General features: G+C 49.8%; 19 protein-coding genes. 7 read left to right on the forward strand and 12 right to left on the reverse strand.

Going from position 1 to position 16,148, the window contains the following annotated elements; translation table 11 throughout:
- Nucleotides 1-46 precede the first annotated feature (46 nt).
- A complete protein-coding gene (locus tag ACQ4MZ_RS22805) occupies nucleotides 47-547 on the forward strand; it encodes a PH domain-containing protein (protein WP_430848844.1) in 501 nt (166 codons plus the stop codon).
- Nucleotides 548-569: 22 nt separating this feature from the next.
- Here ACQ4MZ_RS22805 and ACQ4MZ_RS22810 read toward each other — a convergent pair whose 3' ends face one another.
- Nucleotides 570-1,610, reverse strand: a complete 1,041-nt coding sequence (locus ACQ4MZ_RS22810; RefSeq protein WP_430848846.1) for an alpha/beta hydrolase — start codon at nucleotides 1,608-1,610, stop codon at nucleotides 570-572.
- Nucleotides 1,611-1,679: 69 nt separating this feature from the next.
- Nucleotides 1,680-2,561, reverse strand: a complete 882-nt coding sequence (locus ACQ4MZ_RS22815; protein WP_430848848.1) for a pirin family protein — start codon at nucleotides 2,559-2,561, stop codon at nucleotides 1,680-1,682.
- Between the two features lie 296 nt (nucleotides 2,562-2,857).
- Between ACQ4MZ_RS22815 and ACQ4MZ_RS22820 the strand changes: the two genes are divergently transcribed.
- Nucleotides 2,858-3,352 (forward strand): GNAT family N-acetyltransferase, encoded by a 495-nt coding sequence (locus tag ACQ4MZ_RS22820; RefSeq protein WP_430848850.1) that lies wholly within the window; start codon nucleotides 2,858-2,860, stop codon nucleotides 3,350-3,352.
- Here ACQ4MZ_RS22820 and ACQ4MZ_RS22825 read toward each other — a convergent pair.
- The gene (locus ACQ4MZ_RS22825) at nucleotides 3,334-4,041 is read right to left on the reverse strand and encodes a hypothetical protein (RefSeq protein WP_430848852.1); all 708 of its coding nucleotides are present in this window, start codon (nucleotides 4,039-4,041) and stop codon (nucleotides 3,334-3,336) included. The genes ACQ4MZ_RS22820 and ACQ4MZ_RS22825 overlap by 19 nt on opposite strands.
- Nucleotides 4,042-4,184: 143 nt before the next feature.
- Between ACQ4MZ_RS22825 and ACQ4MZ_RS22830 the strand changes: the two genes are divergently transcribed.
- Nucleotides 4,185-4,424 (forward strand): hypothetical protein, encoded by a 240-nt coding sequence (locus tag ACQ4MZ_RS22830; protein WP_430848854.1) that lies wholly within the window; start codon nucleotides 4,185-4,187, stop codon nucleotides 4,422-4,424.
- 134 nt (nucleotides 4,425-4,558) lie between these two features.
- Nucleotides 4,559-5,467, forward strand: coding sequence for an NmrA family NAD(P)-binding protein (locus ACQ4MZ_RS22835; protein ID WP_430848856.1), 909 nt, complete (start codon nucleotides 4,559-4,561; stop codon nucleotides 5,465-5,467).
- Here the strand turns inward: ACQ4MZ_RS22835 and ACQ4MZ_RS22840 are convergent.
- From ACQ4MZ_RS22840 to ACQ4MZ_RS22850, 3 genes are all read right to left on the reverse strand, one after another.
- Complete coding sequence (locus ACQ4MZ_RS22840) at nucleotides 5,464-6,249, reverse strand: alpha/beta fold hydrolase (protein ID WP_430848858.1); 786 nt, start codon at nucleotides 6,247-6,249, stop codon at nucleotides 5,464-5,466. The two genes, ACQ4MZ_RS22835 and ACQ4MZ_RS22840, sit on opposite strands and share 4 nt — an antisense overlap.
- 65 nt (nucleotides 6,250-6,314) lie before the next feature.
- A complete protein-coding gene (locus ACQ4MZ_RS22845) occupies nucleotides 6,315-6,785 on the reverse strand; it encodes an SRPBCC family protein (protein ID WP_430848860.1) in 471 nt (156 codons plus the stop codon).
- Nucleotides 6,775-7,107 (reverse strand): ArsR/SmtB family transcription factor, encoded by a 333-nt coding sequence (locus ACQ4MZ_RS22850; RefSeq protein WP_430848862.1) that lies wholly within the window; start codon nucleotides 7,105-7,107, stop codon nucleotides 6,775-6,777. Before ACQ4MZ_RS22850 ends, ACQ4MZ_RS22845 begins: the two co-directional genes overlap by 11 nt.
- Nucleotides 7,108-7,321: 214 nt before the next feature.
- Here ACQ4MZ_RS22850 and ACQ4MZ_RS22855 point away from each other — a divergent pair, with 214 nt between their 5' ends.
- The gene (locus ACQ4MZ_RS22855) at nucleotides 7,322-7,750 is read left to right on the forward strand and encodes a VOC family protein (protein WP_430848864.1); all 429 of its coding nucleotides are present in this window, start codon (nucleotides 7,322-7,324) and stop codon (nucleotides 7,748-7,750) included.
- 133 nt (nucleotides 7,751-7,883) lie between these two features.
- Here the strand turns inward: ACQ4MZ_RS22855 and ACQ4MZ_RS22860 are convergent, their stop codons facing one another.
- From ACQ4MZ_RS22860 to ACQ4MZ_RS22875, 4 genes are all read right to left on the reverse strand, one after another.
- Nucleotides 7,884-10,700 (reverse strand): VWA domain-containing protein, encoded by a 2,817-nt coding sequence (locus tag ACQ4MZ_RS22860; protein WP_430848866.1) that lies wholly within the window; start codon nucleotides 10,698-10,700, stop codon nucleotides 7,884-7,886.
- A 113-nt stretch (nucleotides 10,701-10,813) separates the two neighbouring features.
- The gene (locus ACQ4MZ_RS22865) at nucleotides 10,814-11,623 is read right to left on the reverse strand and encodes a hypothetical protein (RefSeq protein ID WP_430848868.1); all 810 of its coding nucleotides are present in this window, start codon (nucleotides 11,621-11,623) and stop codon (nucleotides 10,814-10,816) included.
- A gap of 125 nt (nucleotides 11,624-11,748) precedes the next feature.
- Nucleotides 11,749-12,495 (reverse strand): LytR/AlgR family response regulator transcription factor, encoded by a 747-nt coding sequence (locus ACQ4MZ_RS22870; RefSeq protein WP_430848870.1) that lies wholly within the window; start codon nucleotides 12,493-12,495, stop codon nucleotides 11,749-11,751.
- Nucleotides 12,492-13,580, reverse strand: coding sequence for a sensor histidine kinase (locus tag ACQ4MZ_RS22875; protein ID WP_430848872.1), 1,089 nt, complete (start codon nucleotides 13,578-13,580; stop codon nucleotides 12,492-12,494). Before ACQ4MZ_RS22875 ends, ACQ4MZ_RS22870 begins: the two co-directional genes overlap by 4 nt.
- Nucleotides 13,581-13,683: 103 nt before the next feature.
- On the opposite strand from ACQ4MZ_RS22875, the gene ACQ4MZ_RS22880 reads away from it, so the two are divergent.
- Complete coding sequence (locus tag ACQ4MZ_RS22880) at nucleotides 13,684-14,406, forward strand: 3-keto-disaccharide hydrolase (protein ID WP_430848874.1); 723 nt, start codon at nucleotides 13,684-13,686, stop codon at nucleotides 14,404-14,406.
- A 119-nt stretch (nucleotides 14,407-14,525) separates the two neighbouring features.
- On the forward strand, nucleotides 14,526-14,933 hold the full coding sequence (locus ACQ4MZ_RS22885; RefSeq protein ID WP_430848876.1) for a VOC family protein: 408 nt from the start codon (nucleotides 14,526-14,528) through the stop codon (nucleotides 14,931-14,933).
- Between the two features lie 53 nt (nucleotides 14,934-14,986).
- Here the strand turns inward: ACQ4MZ_RS22885 and ACQ4MZ_RS22890 are convergent, their stop codons facing one another.
- Together ACQ4MZ_RS22890 and ACQ4MZ_RS22895 are read right to left on the reverse strand one after the other, a co-directional pair.
- Nucleotides 14,987-15,400, reverse strand: a complete 414-nt coding sequence (locus tag ACQ4MZ_RS22890) for a hypothetical protein (protein ID WP_430848878.1) — start codon at nucleotides 15,398-15,400, stop codon at nucleotides 14,987-14,989.
- 77 nt (nucleotides 15,401-15,477) lie between these two features.
- Nucleotides 15,478-15,984, reverse strand: coding sequence for a DinB family protein (locus ACQ4MZ_RS22895; RefSeq protein WP_430848880.1), 507 nt, complete (start codon nucleotides 15,982-15,984; stop codon nucleotides 15,478-15,480).
- Nucleotides 15,985-16,148 lie beyond the last annotated feature (164 nt).

Below are 16,148 nucleotides of genomic sequence, written 5' to 3' on the forward strand. Positions count from 1 at the left end.
AGCATTAATTGTTTATATTAGTCTCTACCAATCTTTTGCAACCGCCATGAAATACACCGCCTCCATCGACAAACCAACCAAAACCATTACAATCGGTATAACAATCTTATTCGCCAGCATCGGGATTTTAGAACTTTTAACCTTTTCCCCTGAGGCGAAAATCGGTGCGTTTGTTTCAATTGCCATTATGCTGGCTATTTATTGGGGGACTTACGTTTATCGGGTGACAGGCTACACACTAACGGACGACGTATTGACCATTCACCGGCCTATAAGCGACGTTACGTACTCACGGCACACCATCGAATCCGTACGGATAGTGACGAAAGAACAACTCAAATTCACGATTCGTACGTTCGGCGTAGGGGGCTTTTGGGGTTATTTTGGCAAGTTTTACAATTCGGTTTACGGGAAAATGACCTGGTATGTCACTCGCCGTGATCAGATGGTGCTTATAAAGACGGACAACAATACAATCCTCCTCTCACCGGACGATATCGATTCATTTACCAAAGATTTAGAAAAAAGCGCCCAAGTCATGAACTAGGCGTGCTGGCAAATCGCAATTATTACTTATTCGCCAGATTTTTCGAAAAGAAAGGCAGCAGCTTCGTCTCGATCCGCTCTCCTATTTTGTTGAGGTGATCACCCTGGTATTCTTCATAGGAATGCTCGATCTTATAGTTGTCCAGCACCTGGTGGAGGATTTTAATATTGGAAGCAATAGGCTGGTCGCGGTCGCCGGCATCAAAACCGATCCCCTTCATTTGTTTTAAATTGGTAATATATTGGTCAATGCTGGCAAGCGTCATGTTGGCATTCCACTTGATCTCGGCGGCAAGATTTAATTTCCCATTTTCGACGATCGGATCGGCGTAGAACGGCGGACGCAGGGGGTTAGGCGACCATGCGGCAGCATAGGCAAGCGCTACCTTGGTCATGAAATCCGCTTTTGCAATGTCATCGGGCGTTTTTACTGCCTCGATTTTTGCCAGCACGTCAGCAGGACGCGGGTTGCCGGGAGCAAGGCAGCATGGGCTCAGCAGGTAAATGCTCGAAAATATTTCGGGATGCCGCTCGCCGATGCGGATCGTGCCGTAGCCACCCATCGAATGTCCGGCCAGGCCGCGGCTGGCAGCTTTGGCAATCGTCCGGTAATGCTGGTCGATGTAAGCGACGAGCTCTTTGGCAACAAAATCCTCCCAGTTTCCCGCCGTAATGGAATTGGAATAATAACTGCCGCCCGAGCGCGTCAATGCATTCGGGGTAACAATGATCATCTCCTGCGCCCGACCGGACGTGAATACCTGATCGACAATAACCGGCAGATTGATCCAATGTTTTACAAACCCATACCACTGCGCATCCGTATCCGTGAAGCCATGCAGCAAATACACCACCGGATAGCGTCGCTTTGACTCCTTTTTATAACTCGGCGGCAGGTATATTGAGACATCGGGGTCGGCGGGATTACCTTCCAGATTCCCTTCCAGCGATTTGCCGTGTACTTTAATTCGTTCTACCGATCCTTTGAGCGGTGATTGCCCGAATGCGAAAACGGGGGCGAGCAGGATTACAAATAAACAGGCGGTCAATCTTTTTCTTTTCATTACGTTCAGGTTTGAATATGCCGTAAATTAAAAAAGATTAACCGCCTGTTAAAGCGCCCCGAATGCGGATCAGTAATTAAACCTTTGTCCGTCCGATAATGTCGAAACGTGCCGCATTTTACCATGGCGGAAATCGCTGTAAAGTTCCTTGATTTCCTCCTGATGGTCGGCAATGAAAGGCCCGTGCGAAACGATACTATCATGTTGCGGCTCGCCCGCATATAGCACCACGCGTGCACCTTCCGCTCCCGCGGCTAAGATCAGCTCACTTGCCTCACCGCCGACTCCCTGGCTCAACCAGCCGATCTGGTTAATTTTCAGCGATTGCTTCTCGTCACCTACTGCGACATCGCCATCAATCACATACAAAAAAGCATTGTACGAAGCCGGCAACGATTCCGCGAGTCTGGCGCCCGGCTGCAACCGGATGTCGGCCACGATGAGCGGCACGTAATTCTTCACAGGCGAGCGTAGCCCTGCAAAAGAACCGCTATATAAAACCGTTTTTACGCCATCCTTTTCGGTCGTCGGCGCATTGGCAAATGTCAGGTCCTGTACTCGCGGCGTTGCCCAGCGATCGGCTTTCGGCAGGTTCAACCACATTTGCAACAGACGCATCCGCGATCTGCCTTCGATCGTCTCGGTGTGTACAATTCCGCTGCCGGCGGTCATGATCTGAAAATCACCCTGCTTCATCATATGCGTTTCGTCGCCGATTTCACCTTCCAGCAATAGCGAAACGGTTTCAAAACCAGCATGCGGATGCGGCCCTCCCACGGGCTCGTCGTCCTTTTTATCCAGAAAATCATCCATCAGTATGATGAACGGGTCGCTGTGCTCGAATTCGTGGTAAACAACCGCCCGCGCCGTGTGGTCCGGACCGAGAAATCCGGGTTGGGCAGGCGGCGTTTTGATACTGATTATATTTCTGACAATGCCTTGATTTTCCATGATCTGCTTTCTTTGTTAAATTCATAAAGCCATTTGCAGGCCTCATTTAGTTAACAAAAAACGGCGCTTCAACCATCCATACAACCCGCTATACATTTGGTTAGCGCGGCCTCAGCATGCCCGATTCCTGATATTCCAAAGACCAATAAATGACAAAAAATTGTCAACAAATGCGAAAATCCTGCCAACAACCAAATTCTTTCTGTCAACTTTTTGTTGGAAAGGGTGACAGGGGTGTGAGCGAAACTACGCAGCCCAAGCCATGTACCCATTAAAGTCCTATTTTACACTTCACAATGCAGTTTTATTCAGAACGTTTACGCTACGAAAAATTCACTCCCGACCATTTCGAAGACTACTTCCGGCTTGTCTCTCAACAGGATGTAATGCTGTACATCAGCGGAGCCGGGCTCGACATGGAAGGCGCCCGCAAAAGATTTGAGAGATCGCTCAGTGCCGACGGCCAGCAAAGCGAAATGGGCTTTGTGGCTGTTTACGAACAGGTTACCGGTTTGTATATAGGCTTAGGCAAAATCGTGCCTTTCGAGGATGGTCTCACAGAGATTGGTTACGCGCTCCTGCCCGAGTTCTGGGGCAAAGGGTACGCGTCCGAAATCACGAGCCGGCTCGTTGCCTACGCCCGTGAATGCGGCAGCGTCGAATCGCTCGTTGCCCTGGTAGTACCCGAAAACCACGCATCCGTTAATGTGCTTACCAAACACCAATTCCGCTTTTTCCGCGAAGTACCCGACGGCGATGTGATACGGCATGATTACATTCTGGATTTGTGACCTCGACGCTTTTTGTGTGTAGTGATGAAGCCAATTCCTCCTGTATGGTAGGTTCCTGCAGGTAATTTGTCTATAAATGCCATAAAGGAGTCATGTAAGCCTAGCAAATGATCAAGTTTCTTACTTAGATCATCTATTGCCGCAGCTTCCCTTAATCGGTCCCTTGCAACAGAAGGAGTCCAATAGGTTTTAAATGCATAAGAGCTGGGAGTCGAATGCTCAACGAGATACGTTATTCCGTCGACTCCTGTCGGCCAACCGGGAATATCCTGTGAATCAGGAATAGATAATATCGAAAGGTTTTTAAAAACGGAGTATACTACGTGGGCTTGGGCTGTATCTAATTTGGTCACGTTAAATAGTAGTTTGGGATCCCCCTTTCGTCGCCTTCTTCGCTTTTCTTCTGACAAATATCTCGTTGTACATACATATTGAAATCCGTAAAAAGTCCGAAAATCGTTGGTGAATATTTCAACTGCGCGGGTATCTGTCGAAAATATAAGCAGTAAACTATCCTTCGAAACCAGCGGATCACGCATTTTCATCTGAGCAATCCGTTCACGCTGCCATTTGTAGAAAAGCGTTGTGTCCCCGGACTTATAAACCGGAACCGATATTGACTTCGATTGTCCGAAACCGTCGATCGCGAATAACAAACTGATCAAAAACGGCACCAATTTCAGCGTCATAACAACCTGGTTGTTTTTCTTACAAATTCAAAAACATCGGTTACAAAAGCAATATTTACCGGCAAATAAAGGAGACTAATGCGTACGATAAAACGTTCATTACCACTTGAAAAGTAGTGCGCTTTTTGACTTGTGCAAGCACTATGAACGCATTACTAACCCCTACCGGCCCCGAAGACCCGGTTTGCATGGCCTATGGCCGCGAAGTGAAAGCGTTGTTGAATGTCAGTGATCCGGTGTCATGGACAGAGGACCCCTGGACAATCTACACCGGCTTCACGCTGGCCCAGAAGGAGCTCGGTTATGACCCGCGCATTGCCGACACCTTTTGTTCTTTCAAGGAGTTACTGTTTTTCTTTGAGAGGGTAAAAGAAATCTCCTGAGGCTATTGAAAAGAATTTGTACGGACGAACGATCTTGGGGAGGCAAATACCTCTCCTTTTTTATTCCAATTGGCATAATTGTTTCTGTATATAACCGGGCAATAGCCACGGAATAGTTACAGAAAAGACACCAAATGATCGGACAATTATACACTACCCCTCAGACGATCGTCGTAGCCGGTGCAACCGGGCACCTCGGAACGTTGATCGTTCAGGAACTCCTCACACGGCATGCGCACGTAAGGGCGCTCGTACGGAGAGATACGCCCCTGTCCAAAACAGCAATACTGGAAAAAGCCGGAGCGGTGATAATCCCGGTCGATTATCAGAACACGGTTACACTCGCCGAAGCACTCCGGAATGCACAATGTGTCGTTTCGGCATTGTCGGGTTTGCAGGACGTGATCGTCGAAACGCAATCCGACCTGCTCAAAGCCGCGCTGAATGCTGGCGTGCCGCGCTTCATTCCCTCTGACTATTGCATTGATTATACAAAACTTCCGGATGGCTCGAACCGTAATCTCGACCTCCGTCGTGCCTTTGCGTCGGTTATCGACCGCACACCGATCCACGCTACTTCCATTCTCAACGGCATGTTCACCGACTTGCTCAAAGATCAGGCGCCACTGATCCTTCCCAAACTGAACCGCGTGATCTACTGGGGCGAAGCCGATCAGCCGATGGATTTCACAACCATGGCCAACACCGCCGCATTTACTGCCGCTGCGGCACTGGATTCACAGGCACCGCGGTTCTTGCGCATTGCGGCCGAAGTAGCCACCATACAGGACTTGCAACGGGCTGCCAGCCAGGCCCATGGAAAAGAATTTCGATTGTGGAGGATCGGAGGATTGGGCTTTCTGGCGATGATGATCCGCATCATGCGCACAATTGCCCCCGCCAGGGGCGAAGTATTCCCGCCCTGGCAGGGCATGCAATATTTGCATAATATGCTCAGCGGCTTGCCCAAGCTGGGACCGCTGGATAATGCTCGTTATCCTGGCATAAAATGGACAAAGGTCCGGGAGGTGCTGGGCAGTTAGTTTCCCTCCAAAAACTCCTTCACGAGTATGGCCGTGATTTCCGGCTGCTTGCTACCGGCCTTTGCCGTGCAAATCTCTCCTAGTAATGTTCCATGCACGCCGGGAAGGATCACGAGCTCGGCCTTCGGGATCAGCTTGGAGATTTCGACAATGTGCTCTGTTTTGATCACATCTTTGTCGCCGCTCAAAATCAATGCGGGTGCCTGTATGCGCGTGAGGTCGCTTTGGGGCCAATCTGCGAAGGTCCGGCGGCGCTCACGGTCCTTATTGAACATCGTTTGGAGGCCTTTCGGGTCGGGATTTACTTTGAGGTAATATTCTTTCAAAGGCGCAGGCATATTATCGAGCGAGGCATTATCCATCATTTCGAAAAAGCCGTCTATCATCCCCGCACGGGTGTAATTGGAGGCTACCACGATGATTTTGTTAATCAGTTCAGGGTGACGACCGGCGAGTTGCATTGTAGTACAGCCGCCGTCGCTGAAACCGAGAACATTGGCTCTTCCTACTTTCAGATGCCGGAGCAATGCAGCCACATCGTCGGCATCCTGCTGAAACGACTCGGGCGCGTCACGATCGCTCGTGCGGCCATGCGCCTGCAACTCAACGGCGATGATCTTGCTGAATGCCGCGAGCCTAGGCAGAATATTGCCGAATGTTGTTTCGATCGTCGAGCCGCCGCCGTGAATAAGCACCAGCGGAACATCGCCGTCCCCGTAAACCTCATAATACATTTTCAGCCCATTCACGGGCGCATAACCGGTTGTTTTTGGCTGTTCCATGCGAGTTTGTTGTGCTTGAACGGATAAATTCAGCATTGCGCCGAGCAATGCAACGACCAGCGTTTTCATGACTGCTGGATAGCTTTCCTGCCTTCGAGATACACCGAGAGCTTGTCGACATTCTCTTTCAAGCCTTCGGCCGCATTGTTCGATTTCACGATGCGGATCATCTGCTCCGCCGATTCGAAAAGCATATGCCAGCGCAGAAACGTCTCCTCACCCTGCGCTTCAAACTCCACCGTGGTCACGAAGCTGGGCGCAAAATGCTGGTATACAATCTTTTTCAACGGAATAACTTCCTTAAATATACTCCTGTTCTGATAATCTTTTCCATCGGGGCCGTGCATCACGAGTTCCCATACACCGCCCGGCACGAGGTCCATTGTCGTGATCGTGTTCGTGAAGCCGTTTGGCCCCCACCATTTGGCAATGTGCTCCGGCTGGGTCCACACCTCCCACACCAGCTCTACCGGCGCATTCAGTTTGCGGGTAATGATCAGTTCGCGGTCGTGCGTGCTGCTTTTTTCATTTTCCATATCGCTCTTTTTTTAGTTGTTCCAAATAGCTTTCCAATGAATCCAATTTGCTCTCCCAATGCTTTTTGTACTGCTCCACCCACACCGACACTTCGCTGAGGCTATCGAGCCGCGCTTCGCAAATATGGTCCCTACCCTCTTTGCGGATAAAAATCAGCCCGCAATCACTCAGGATTTTAACGTGTAGCGAAATCGCCTGCCTGGTTACATCAAACTGCTCGGCAATGGCATTCACATTCTGGGGCTGCTCGGCCAGCATACCGATGATCGCCCGGCGCGTGGGGTCGGCTATGGCCTGATATACATCTCTTCGTGCTCTCATAACATGCAAGTATTTGCTTGCAAATATATATGCAAGTACTTACTTGCGCAACATTTATCTGTTAATTTTGAAGTGTCGAAAAAAGGACTTCAATTTGTCGCGACCGCCCCCTGTGAATGTCCGTTTTAGGGAGCATGCGTGACGGTGCAAGTCCATACTTTTGCATCTGTCAACAATCTAAAATCAAGTCCAATCACCTTTAAATCTTTTAGCTATGCCCAAAATCAATCCTTACCTCAACTTCGACGGAACTGCGGAAGAGGCATTCAATTTTTACAAATCCGTTTTCGGTGGCGAATTCCGGGGCGTTCACAGAATGGACGGCGCCCCCGGCTCGGAAAACCTGCCCGAAAATGAAAGAAACCGTATTATGCACATTGCATTGCCGGTGGGCGATGAGTTGCTGATGGCTTCCGACATTATGCCTTCCATGGGCCAGACGCTCAAAGTCGGCAATAATAATTACGTTTCCATTTTCCCTGACAGCCGCGAACAGGCCGATGAGTTTTTCAACGGTCTATCAGCGGGTGGTACCATCGAAATGCCGATGGAAGACCAATTCTGGGGCGATTATTTTGGCGCTTTCCAGGACAAGTTCGGCGTAAACTGGATGATCAATTTTCCTGCGCAGCAAGGCGCATAATGTACAGTTGTAATGACGAAAGGCCGGTTTCCGAAGATGCGGACCGGCCTTTTTCTATTTTTTATACTAAGCAAACATCCATTCCATCATGCCCTCCTTACGCACAGCATTCCAGGTCCCATACCTCGCGGCGTTACTTCCCAGCCAGCTTCTTCGCCTGGGCTTCCAGGATCAGTTGCAGGTCGGCGCTGGCGTCGGTTACGTGGGCATAGGAACCCATGCCCAGTTCGCTTAGCTTTTTGAGTTTCTGGCCGGTATGCTCGTTGCGTCCAAAGGTAAAAACACTCAGATACACATCCTGACGGGCATTCTGGCGGATCATGTCCACCACCTCGTCGCTCACGGGGAACTCGCCGTCGGTAGCGAGCACAATGCGGTTATTGCCGGCCCGGATGTACTGTTTGTTGGCGGTTTTGTAGGCTAGTTTAATGCCTTCATTACCATCCGTATCGCCGTCGGATTGCAGCAGGTCGATCATCCTTGCAATTTCGGATGCTTTGGCGCCCGAAGTTGGTTTCAGCACTACCCTTGCCTTGCCGGAATAAAGCACGATCGAAATCATATCCTCGGGCCGTACGAGTGTCAGCAGCGATTTAATGGAGCGTTTCAGCAGGGGTAATTTGTAAGGAGAGTTCATCGACGACGACACATCCAGCAGCAGTACCATGTTGTTCGGCGCAAAGCCTTCGAGCGAGCGGGTAACGTTTTGCAGTTGTGCATTGCGGTCTACATACACGGTATCCACACGCACGCGCTCTACGTACACGGTGTCGCGCTTCACCTGCGTAATGGGCGCATTCGCAGGCGCGCCCTCGTTCGCGAGCGGGCGCGTATCCTGGCGCGCAGGAGGCTTCGGTGTGGCAGTTATGTCGCCATTGTTGGCTTGAACCTGCGTTATGGCTTCGGCTGGCTTCTCAACCCTGGGCTTTTCGATTTTCGGCTCCTCTATTTTCGCCGGCGGTACATCCGGTTTCTGAGGAGTAGTCCGCTGGAATGCGAAAACATCGGGCTGGTTAATTGTTTTCAGTAGCCCTGCTTTCGAGAGCTCTATGAAGTTGTTATACTCGTAAACCAGCTCATTGTTATAGAAATAGTAAAACGACTCATAAGGATGTGCCGCATAACCCGATCTATCCGGCTTATATTTCTGAACACTCTCCGCAAACCGGCCCGCATTGGCCCCCAGGTCCTCATAGGGCGTATACGGGCAAAGCCCGTTACTTCTACCATAGCGCTGCAGTCCTTTCATGTTTTTATACTCGTCTGCGATCAATTGTCTGCTATCGGCTTCCAACCGGTCGGTTTCCGGTAGTTTCGAAGCCTCTCCTTTAAGATAATCCCGCAGGCCGAACATCACATCGTGACCATTATCCATGGTTTTCAGCATAGCGCTACCCGCGATGTACCACGAGCTTGTGGGTGTTGCATTGGGATAGCTTTCGTGAATGCGGCGGACATCATTGTAGAGCTGCTCTTTCTTTTTATCCAGAATATCGAAAAGAACAAGGTAGCGGTCGAGAATGGCGTCGGAGCGTTTGAGCTGGTCTTGCAGATATTGTTTTTCGGAAGTATAACGGATCAGCTCGATGCTTAGGCCGTCCATTTCCTGTAAAATATTCATCAACACCTCCGCCTGGCCGGTCACTGATTTGCGGTAAGGTTCCGGAATGGCTGAACTCGCGCTCAAAAGCAGGGTATATTCAGAAGAAGGCAGTTTGAAGTCCTCATGCGAGTAGCTTAGATTGGCCCGCTTTTGCGCCTTTGCGGGATCGCGGTAGTATTCTGCGGAGCTCTGGTAGTTGCGAACGATCATTTGCAGCAAATGCATTTGCCGCAATGACTCGTTGATCCAATCCACATATTGATTTAAAGTCTTAACCACCGCTGCGTTGGCAGGAGCAGTCGCTTTTTTAACATTCAATGGCTGAAAAGACCTATCCTGAAACGGCGGAGTGCTTTTGCCGGCAGAAGCTACATTGTTCGCCCCTTCCGCCTTCATGACCGGGCTGAAAAACGGATAATTCAACAGCAAATGCCCCGGCCTGCTATACCCGACAAACGCCTTGTAAAATTCCAGCATATCGTGATTAAACTGCTCCACCAGCGATAAATACACCGCATTACCGTGGCGGGCCGACTGTTGCGCCGCGAAGTTGTGATCATCGAGCGCCCGCCGTTTGATATCCTGCATCGACGTCAATGCCGATTTGAAACTACCCACCATATCGGATGCCGGGTATTGCAATTGCGAAGCGGTATTCCCAATGGTCGCGAGCACCTTTTCATCATCCAGGATGCTCTGCCGCACGAGCGCTACCGGCCATTCGGCTTTGTTTTCTTCATTCAGATAATAGGGTAATGCATCCAGTAACCGCTGTTGGGCGGCGATTACTTCGCCCATGGCCTTCTCTGTTACAATATAAGGATCGGTAACCGGACGATTTTGAACGCCCGTGTAAACTTGCCTGATTTGCGTGTACAATGCGTTTTTGTCGTGTGCATAGCGTTCAAAAAGCGACTGTATTTCCTCGACCAGCGCATCGGATTTTTTCAGTTTGTCGCGCTCGTAATCTTTCAGCCGCACATAAGTTTCCAGCGCTTTGCAGGTTTCATCGAGCTTGTTGAGCACGTGCCAGACATTTTCCAGCCCGGCGTTCAATTGCTTCCGCTTTCCCGCTTCGATGCCCAACCCGTGTGTTGCCTTTTGGTAATAATATTCTTCCAATGGCCCCGACGACGGCAGGCGTAAGCCGTAATCCGGCTTCTTACGGTAACGGGCCACGTCGTCCTGATAGTCGCGAAGCATTTTGAACCGGCGGATAACCTGCTCCGACGACTGGCTCAGAAATTCGATATAGTGGTTCAAGGACGTCTGCGGCGCTTCCTGTTGCGCGGCAACCGGGCTGATAATGAATGCAAAAAGAATAAGCAGGATGGAGAATCGCTTCATACGTAAACTACTGAAAGTATGTGTGTTATCGAATGCGCGAAGGTCGGGATTTTTACCCGAAAATCGGCAAACACCTGCTTCCGTAAAATAAGTCACACGTACAAAGCGCGAGTCTACACAGCCTGATGCTGCGTCTGCGGACCGCCCGATTGCAGGTAGCCGGTGAGTTCCGAAATGTCGATTTTCAGCATCCTGCTTTTGAAAAGATCGGCCTTGTATTTAAAAATGAAGTTACGCAGCGACATCCCCGTCTGGTTAAGCACGCAAAGATTGGCGACGTCTTCCGAAATATTGAAGCGCATAAGCAATTCGGGTACGCGGATGTTCTTGTTCTGATGCAATTCCTGCCGCAGGTAGTCGATAATCGCCCCGGCGAGGCGCTGCTTCGAAGTGGCTTCTTCTACTTTTTTACTCTCAAAATTATTCCGCGCGAGAATGGTCACAATCAGGTCGATACTTCCGCGGATGAGTTTGTTATGCGACGTGGGCTGCTGCGTTATTTCAAAAAGGATCTGGTTGATCAGGTAGGTGATAGTCTGGGCATCACGCTCGTTTTGCAGAGGTTTGCCCTGGGTAAGGCGCAGGCCGTCGCAAAGGTGTTCGGCTTGTTTGTAAATATCCGCAAAATCGGGGCTGAACTCCTTTTTCTGCAAGAAATCCTCAGAAAGCCAGGTGTCGAATGCGATGAGGAAGATTTCGGCGCTACTGTCTTCCTGAAATATCGGATGCTGGCCGGGGCGAAGCAGAATGACACCGTGTTCGGCATAATCATGCAATTTCCCGTCGAGGCTGAAATGTCCCTCCCCGCTGCGGATAAATAGGATGCGATAATGCGGGGTCAGATCATTGTGGGTTTCCCAAACGCGGGTTTTACTTTGAAGCACATGGTACTTCTTGTGGGCATTGAATTGAATTACTGACATAACACAAACCTCCTGCTGTTTGAACCCAATTTGGCCAAGCCACATTTGGAATGAAAATGCAAATCGCGGAACGCCCGTTTTCCGGAGCTGAAACGGCAATTTCAAGTGCCGAAGTAAACGCCAGTTTATTTTCCCAGCCAGTTTTTAAACTCCGTCATACGCTCGGAACTCACATAAGTTTCGTGCGTGGCTGCCGGATTCAAATCGATTTTCAGCTTTCCGGCCGACATCGCATGCATTTCACGGATCGCGTGGAGCGATAACAGCATGGTGCGGTTAATGCGAAAGAACTCGGCGGGATCGAGCATTTGCGAGAGCTTTTCCAAACTGTATTCCACCGCAAAATGCCGGCCATCGTACAGGCGCATAAAAGTGGCGCGTTCTTCGATCATGAAATAGGCTATTTCGGAGGTTTTGAATGTAAACATCCGCGTGCCGGCGCTTACAAGGAACCGGTCCTTGTACTTCTCCTGTGAATGCATGATCTCCTCCGCTGACAGGCCGCCGTTTGATCTGATATTCCGGTACTTGTTCAGCGCCCCCTGCAATTCGAGCGGATTAATGGGTTTCAGCAGATAATCGATGCTATGTACCTTGAATGCCCGAAGAAGGTAATCGTCAAATGCCGTTGTAAAAATAACCGGGGTCATGAGCCCCTGGCTTTCCAGGATTTTGAAACCGTTGTCGTCTTCGAGATGAATGTCCAGGAAAATCAGGTCTGGCTGCGTATTGGCTTTGTTTTGCAAATAAGCAATCGTTTCGAAAGCCGACGGAATGATACCAAGCACCCGAATGGAAGGATCTATATTACGGATCAGGTTTTGCAGGCGTTCGGCGCTAAGTTCCTCGTCCTCGACAATCAGTACATTCATGATAGTAATGGTATTTTCACCGTAAAATGAGTGGCAGTCTTGTCGATTACCACATCCTTATCCTGCAACAACCTATAACGGCTGATAATATTTTTTAACCCAAGACGCGTTGTAGGCTGATCTTGTTGCCTGAGTTGCAAAGGATTGCTTACTACAAGCATTTGATCCACAATCTTGATACTGATTACGAGAGGATTAAGCAACGACATGGTATTATGCTTCACTGCATTTTCCACCAACAGTTGCAAGGTTAGCGGGATGATGTAATACCGCTCCTGATCCCCAGGCGACAGCGCCGAATCAAGCACCACCTTTTCTTTGAAACGCGTCCGCAGCAGGTACATATAAGTATCGAGGAACTTCATTTCATCCTTCAAACTGATCTTATCCAGTTCCGATTGTTCCAGAATATAGCGGTACGCCGACGATAGTTCCTGTATAAACTCCCCCGATTGCTCCGGCCGCGACTCTACCAGCGACGACAGCACGCTGAGGTTATTGAATAAAAAATGCGGGCTTACCTGGCTTTTCAATGCGAGAAAACGTGCATGCATATTCTCCTTTTCAAGCCGTTCGGCGTCGACCAATAGTTTTTTCATCTTTTCCTGCACCTGATTGCTCACACAGAGGTAGTAAGCGGCGATAAGCGCGAGGATCGTGAGCGCCTGTCCTGCCCGCCAACGCGTATACATGAGATCGCGTACGCGGAAATCCGACAACGAAGGCCGCGGCAGCGGGTTCCACCATTGACTTATCAGCCCCCAGGTGCGCGCCAGGATCATATTGAACAAAAATGCCAGCAGCACGGCAGGTATCAACGCAATGAGCTGGTCGCGGATGCTGAATGCAGGTGATTTGTCGGTGCCGGTAAGCGAGGCCTGTTTTCTGAGGAACCAGTCCATCAGGTAAATCCAGGCAGTATAAAAAACGGTACTGATCACGATTTCCAGTCCGAACAGCGGCAGGTTGCGCGGGATGGTATGCCAATATTGTTGAGGGACGTTTATGTATGTTCGGAGCGGAATGTAAACCAGTGCGAGGGCGAAACCCAGCAGCCATTTTTGCCCGAAAAGATAAGGCCGCATAGTTAAAAGGTCAGTTAGGATGCCCAAAAATAAGGTAATTTCATGAAAATTTATCAGTATTTTGCAAGACTCAAATGAATCAAAAACACTTAAATCTGCCCCTATGACCCGTTTTTTCGTTACCGCAGTCGCTGCGCTCATTTCCCTGAACACCTACTCGCAGGCCCTCAACACCCTCACTGCAGCAGAAAAGAAAGAAGGCTGGAAATTGCTGTTCGACGGCAAGGACCTGAAAGGGTGGCACGCCTATAATGGCAAGGCCCCCGGCTCGGCCTGGCTGATAGAGGATGGCGCGATTAAACTGAATGTTCCCGAAAGAGCGGGGAATAAGGCCAAAAACGGCGGCGACATCGTGATCGACGAGGTGGTGAATGGCGATTTCGAATTCAAGGCAGAATGGAAGGTGAGCAAGTATGCCAACAGCGGCATTTTCTTTTTTGTACAAGAATCTCCTGCCTACAAAAACATGCACGATACCGGGCTGGAATTGCAAGTGATCGACGATAAAATTTACGAAGGTGCCAAAGAAAATACACACCGCGCGAGCGACTTTTTCGGTGTCGCGAATGCCCGCCTGCGCGAAGGCAACCCGCAGGGAGAATGGAACAAGATCCATTTCATTGTAAAAAAAGGCAAACTGACCGTATACCAAAACGAGTTTATGGTGCAGGAGCACGACCTCAACGGCACCGACTGGAAGCAGCGCATTGCCAACAGCGGACTGAAAGCCGCGCCGATTTCCAAAGGCAATTACAAGGGGCGTATTGGCTTGCAGGACTGGGGCAGCACGGTTTGGTACCGCAATATCAAGTTAAGGAAATTGTAAGATCGGATGATGTCGCATTGTCCCCCTTTGGTTGTCCTGTTAGCACCCGCAGCCATTGTTCACACCCGGTTAAATTTGTGATTGCTACACTCATACAACCACCATAATAACTAAGCACAATGGAAAAAGCCGTTTTACACCCGTATCTGATGTTCGAAGGCAACTGCCGTGAAGCGATGGAGTTTTACAAAGGCATTTTCGGCGGTGAGCTGAATATGATGACTTTCGGGCAAGTGGATAACAGCTGCCCTGCCGCCATCCGCGACCATATCATGCACGCTACGCTAATGGGTGGAGAAATCGATTTTATGGGTTGCGACACGCCAAAGCCGGGCCCGCTCGGGGGTGACAAGATCCAGCTCTCGCTCAGCGGTTTCGACGAAGCCAATCTCCGCAGCAAATTCGCGCAGCTCAGCGAAGGCGGCACCATTACCGTTCCTATGGAGAAACAGGTCTGGGGCGACATTTTCGGTGCATTCAAAGACAAGTACGGGATCGATTGGATGATCGACGTACGAGCTCAATAGGCCATGCAAGGCATTTCGAAAGCCGGGGCCAATCGTGAACCCCGGCTTTTTCGTTAGCCATCTTTCAAAAAGCGCTCCTGCAAATACCAGCGGGCGCATGAATCGCCGTCCATCCGGCGTACAAAGCTGAAATACATATCCGACGGGCATCCGTAAGCGCCGACAAACATGACGCCTATTTTCGGATATTTCCGCACAATACTATCCGGCACCACCAGTTGATTCGACGTCGTGCTCGCGTAATAAGGCAGGTACGTCTGCGCGCCCGAAGTATCCTTTAACGGCGCCAGTACCCAATCGAGGGCTATGGAAGAAGGCGAATCGGCCGTCAGCAACAGCCCATCGGTACCCGCATAACAATCCGCCGAAACCGTCACCCGCTCCACCGGCACGCAGTTATCACGTTTATCCACTTTCTTTTCGGAACAGGCCAATGCAATGGCGGCGAGGGCCAGGAGTTTTTTCATATGAATAGCAGTTTTAACGCATGACACGACTCTCCACGCCATGGTTGTTATGGCTAAAAGCCGTTACTCTTTCTCCCTTACCTATTCAGGATTGCCCGGATCTGTTGCAGATGATTAATATCATGCCCTGCATAATACAATGCAATATCACGGATACTTTCTTTACCCCTTTCGGCGTGAATCCCAAAATAATCCCATTGATGAGGCTCCAACAGACCTAACAATTGCAGGTTTGTATGGCGCAATTGGGCGAATAATACCAGCGAATCTTCAACCGGAATTTGTCCATACTTGCCCCGCACGGCCCATTCAGCCTGATCGAACGCCTGTATGTCCGTACCCGGTGCGCTCAAAATCATCCGGATGCGGTAAGCTCCGACCAGCTCATCATCAGCCAGATGTGCCACGATTTCGTTAATGGACCACTTGTCCGGCGCTGGCTTGAAATGCAATTGATCCGGCAAGGTTTCCCTTACTAACGCTTCTAAAATATCAGGCATTCTTTCCAGCAGCTCCATTGGCTCCTGTGCCCCTACATAGCCAATAATTCGGCTTTTATACATATCAAAAGACTCTGTCATCATTTTCTAGTTTAATGCTCGCTTGAAGTTCGCGCTTTCCGGCAACAAAAAATGGCTATGTCGACATAACGCTTTGTATGGTAGACCAACAAAATAGGCCGACGCGTTTCAAAACATTTAAACTCGTTTTATTGCAGTACAAGTTCACAATAGTTATTTTTGAAACC

This window comes from Dyadobacter sp. BHUBP1 (assembly GCF_050587785.1).
Taxonomy (GTDB): domain Bacteria; phylum Bacteroidota; class Bacteroidia; order Cytophagales; family Spirosomataceae; genus Dyadobacter.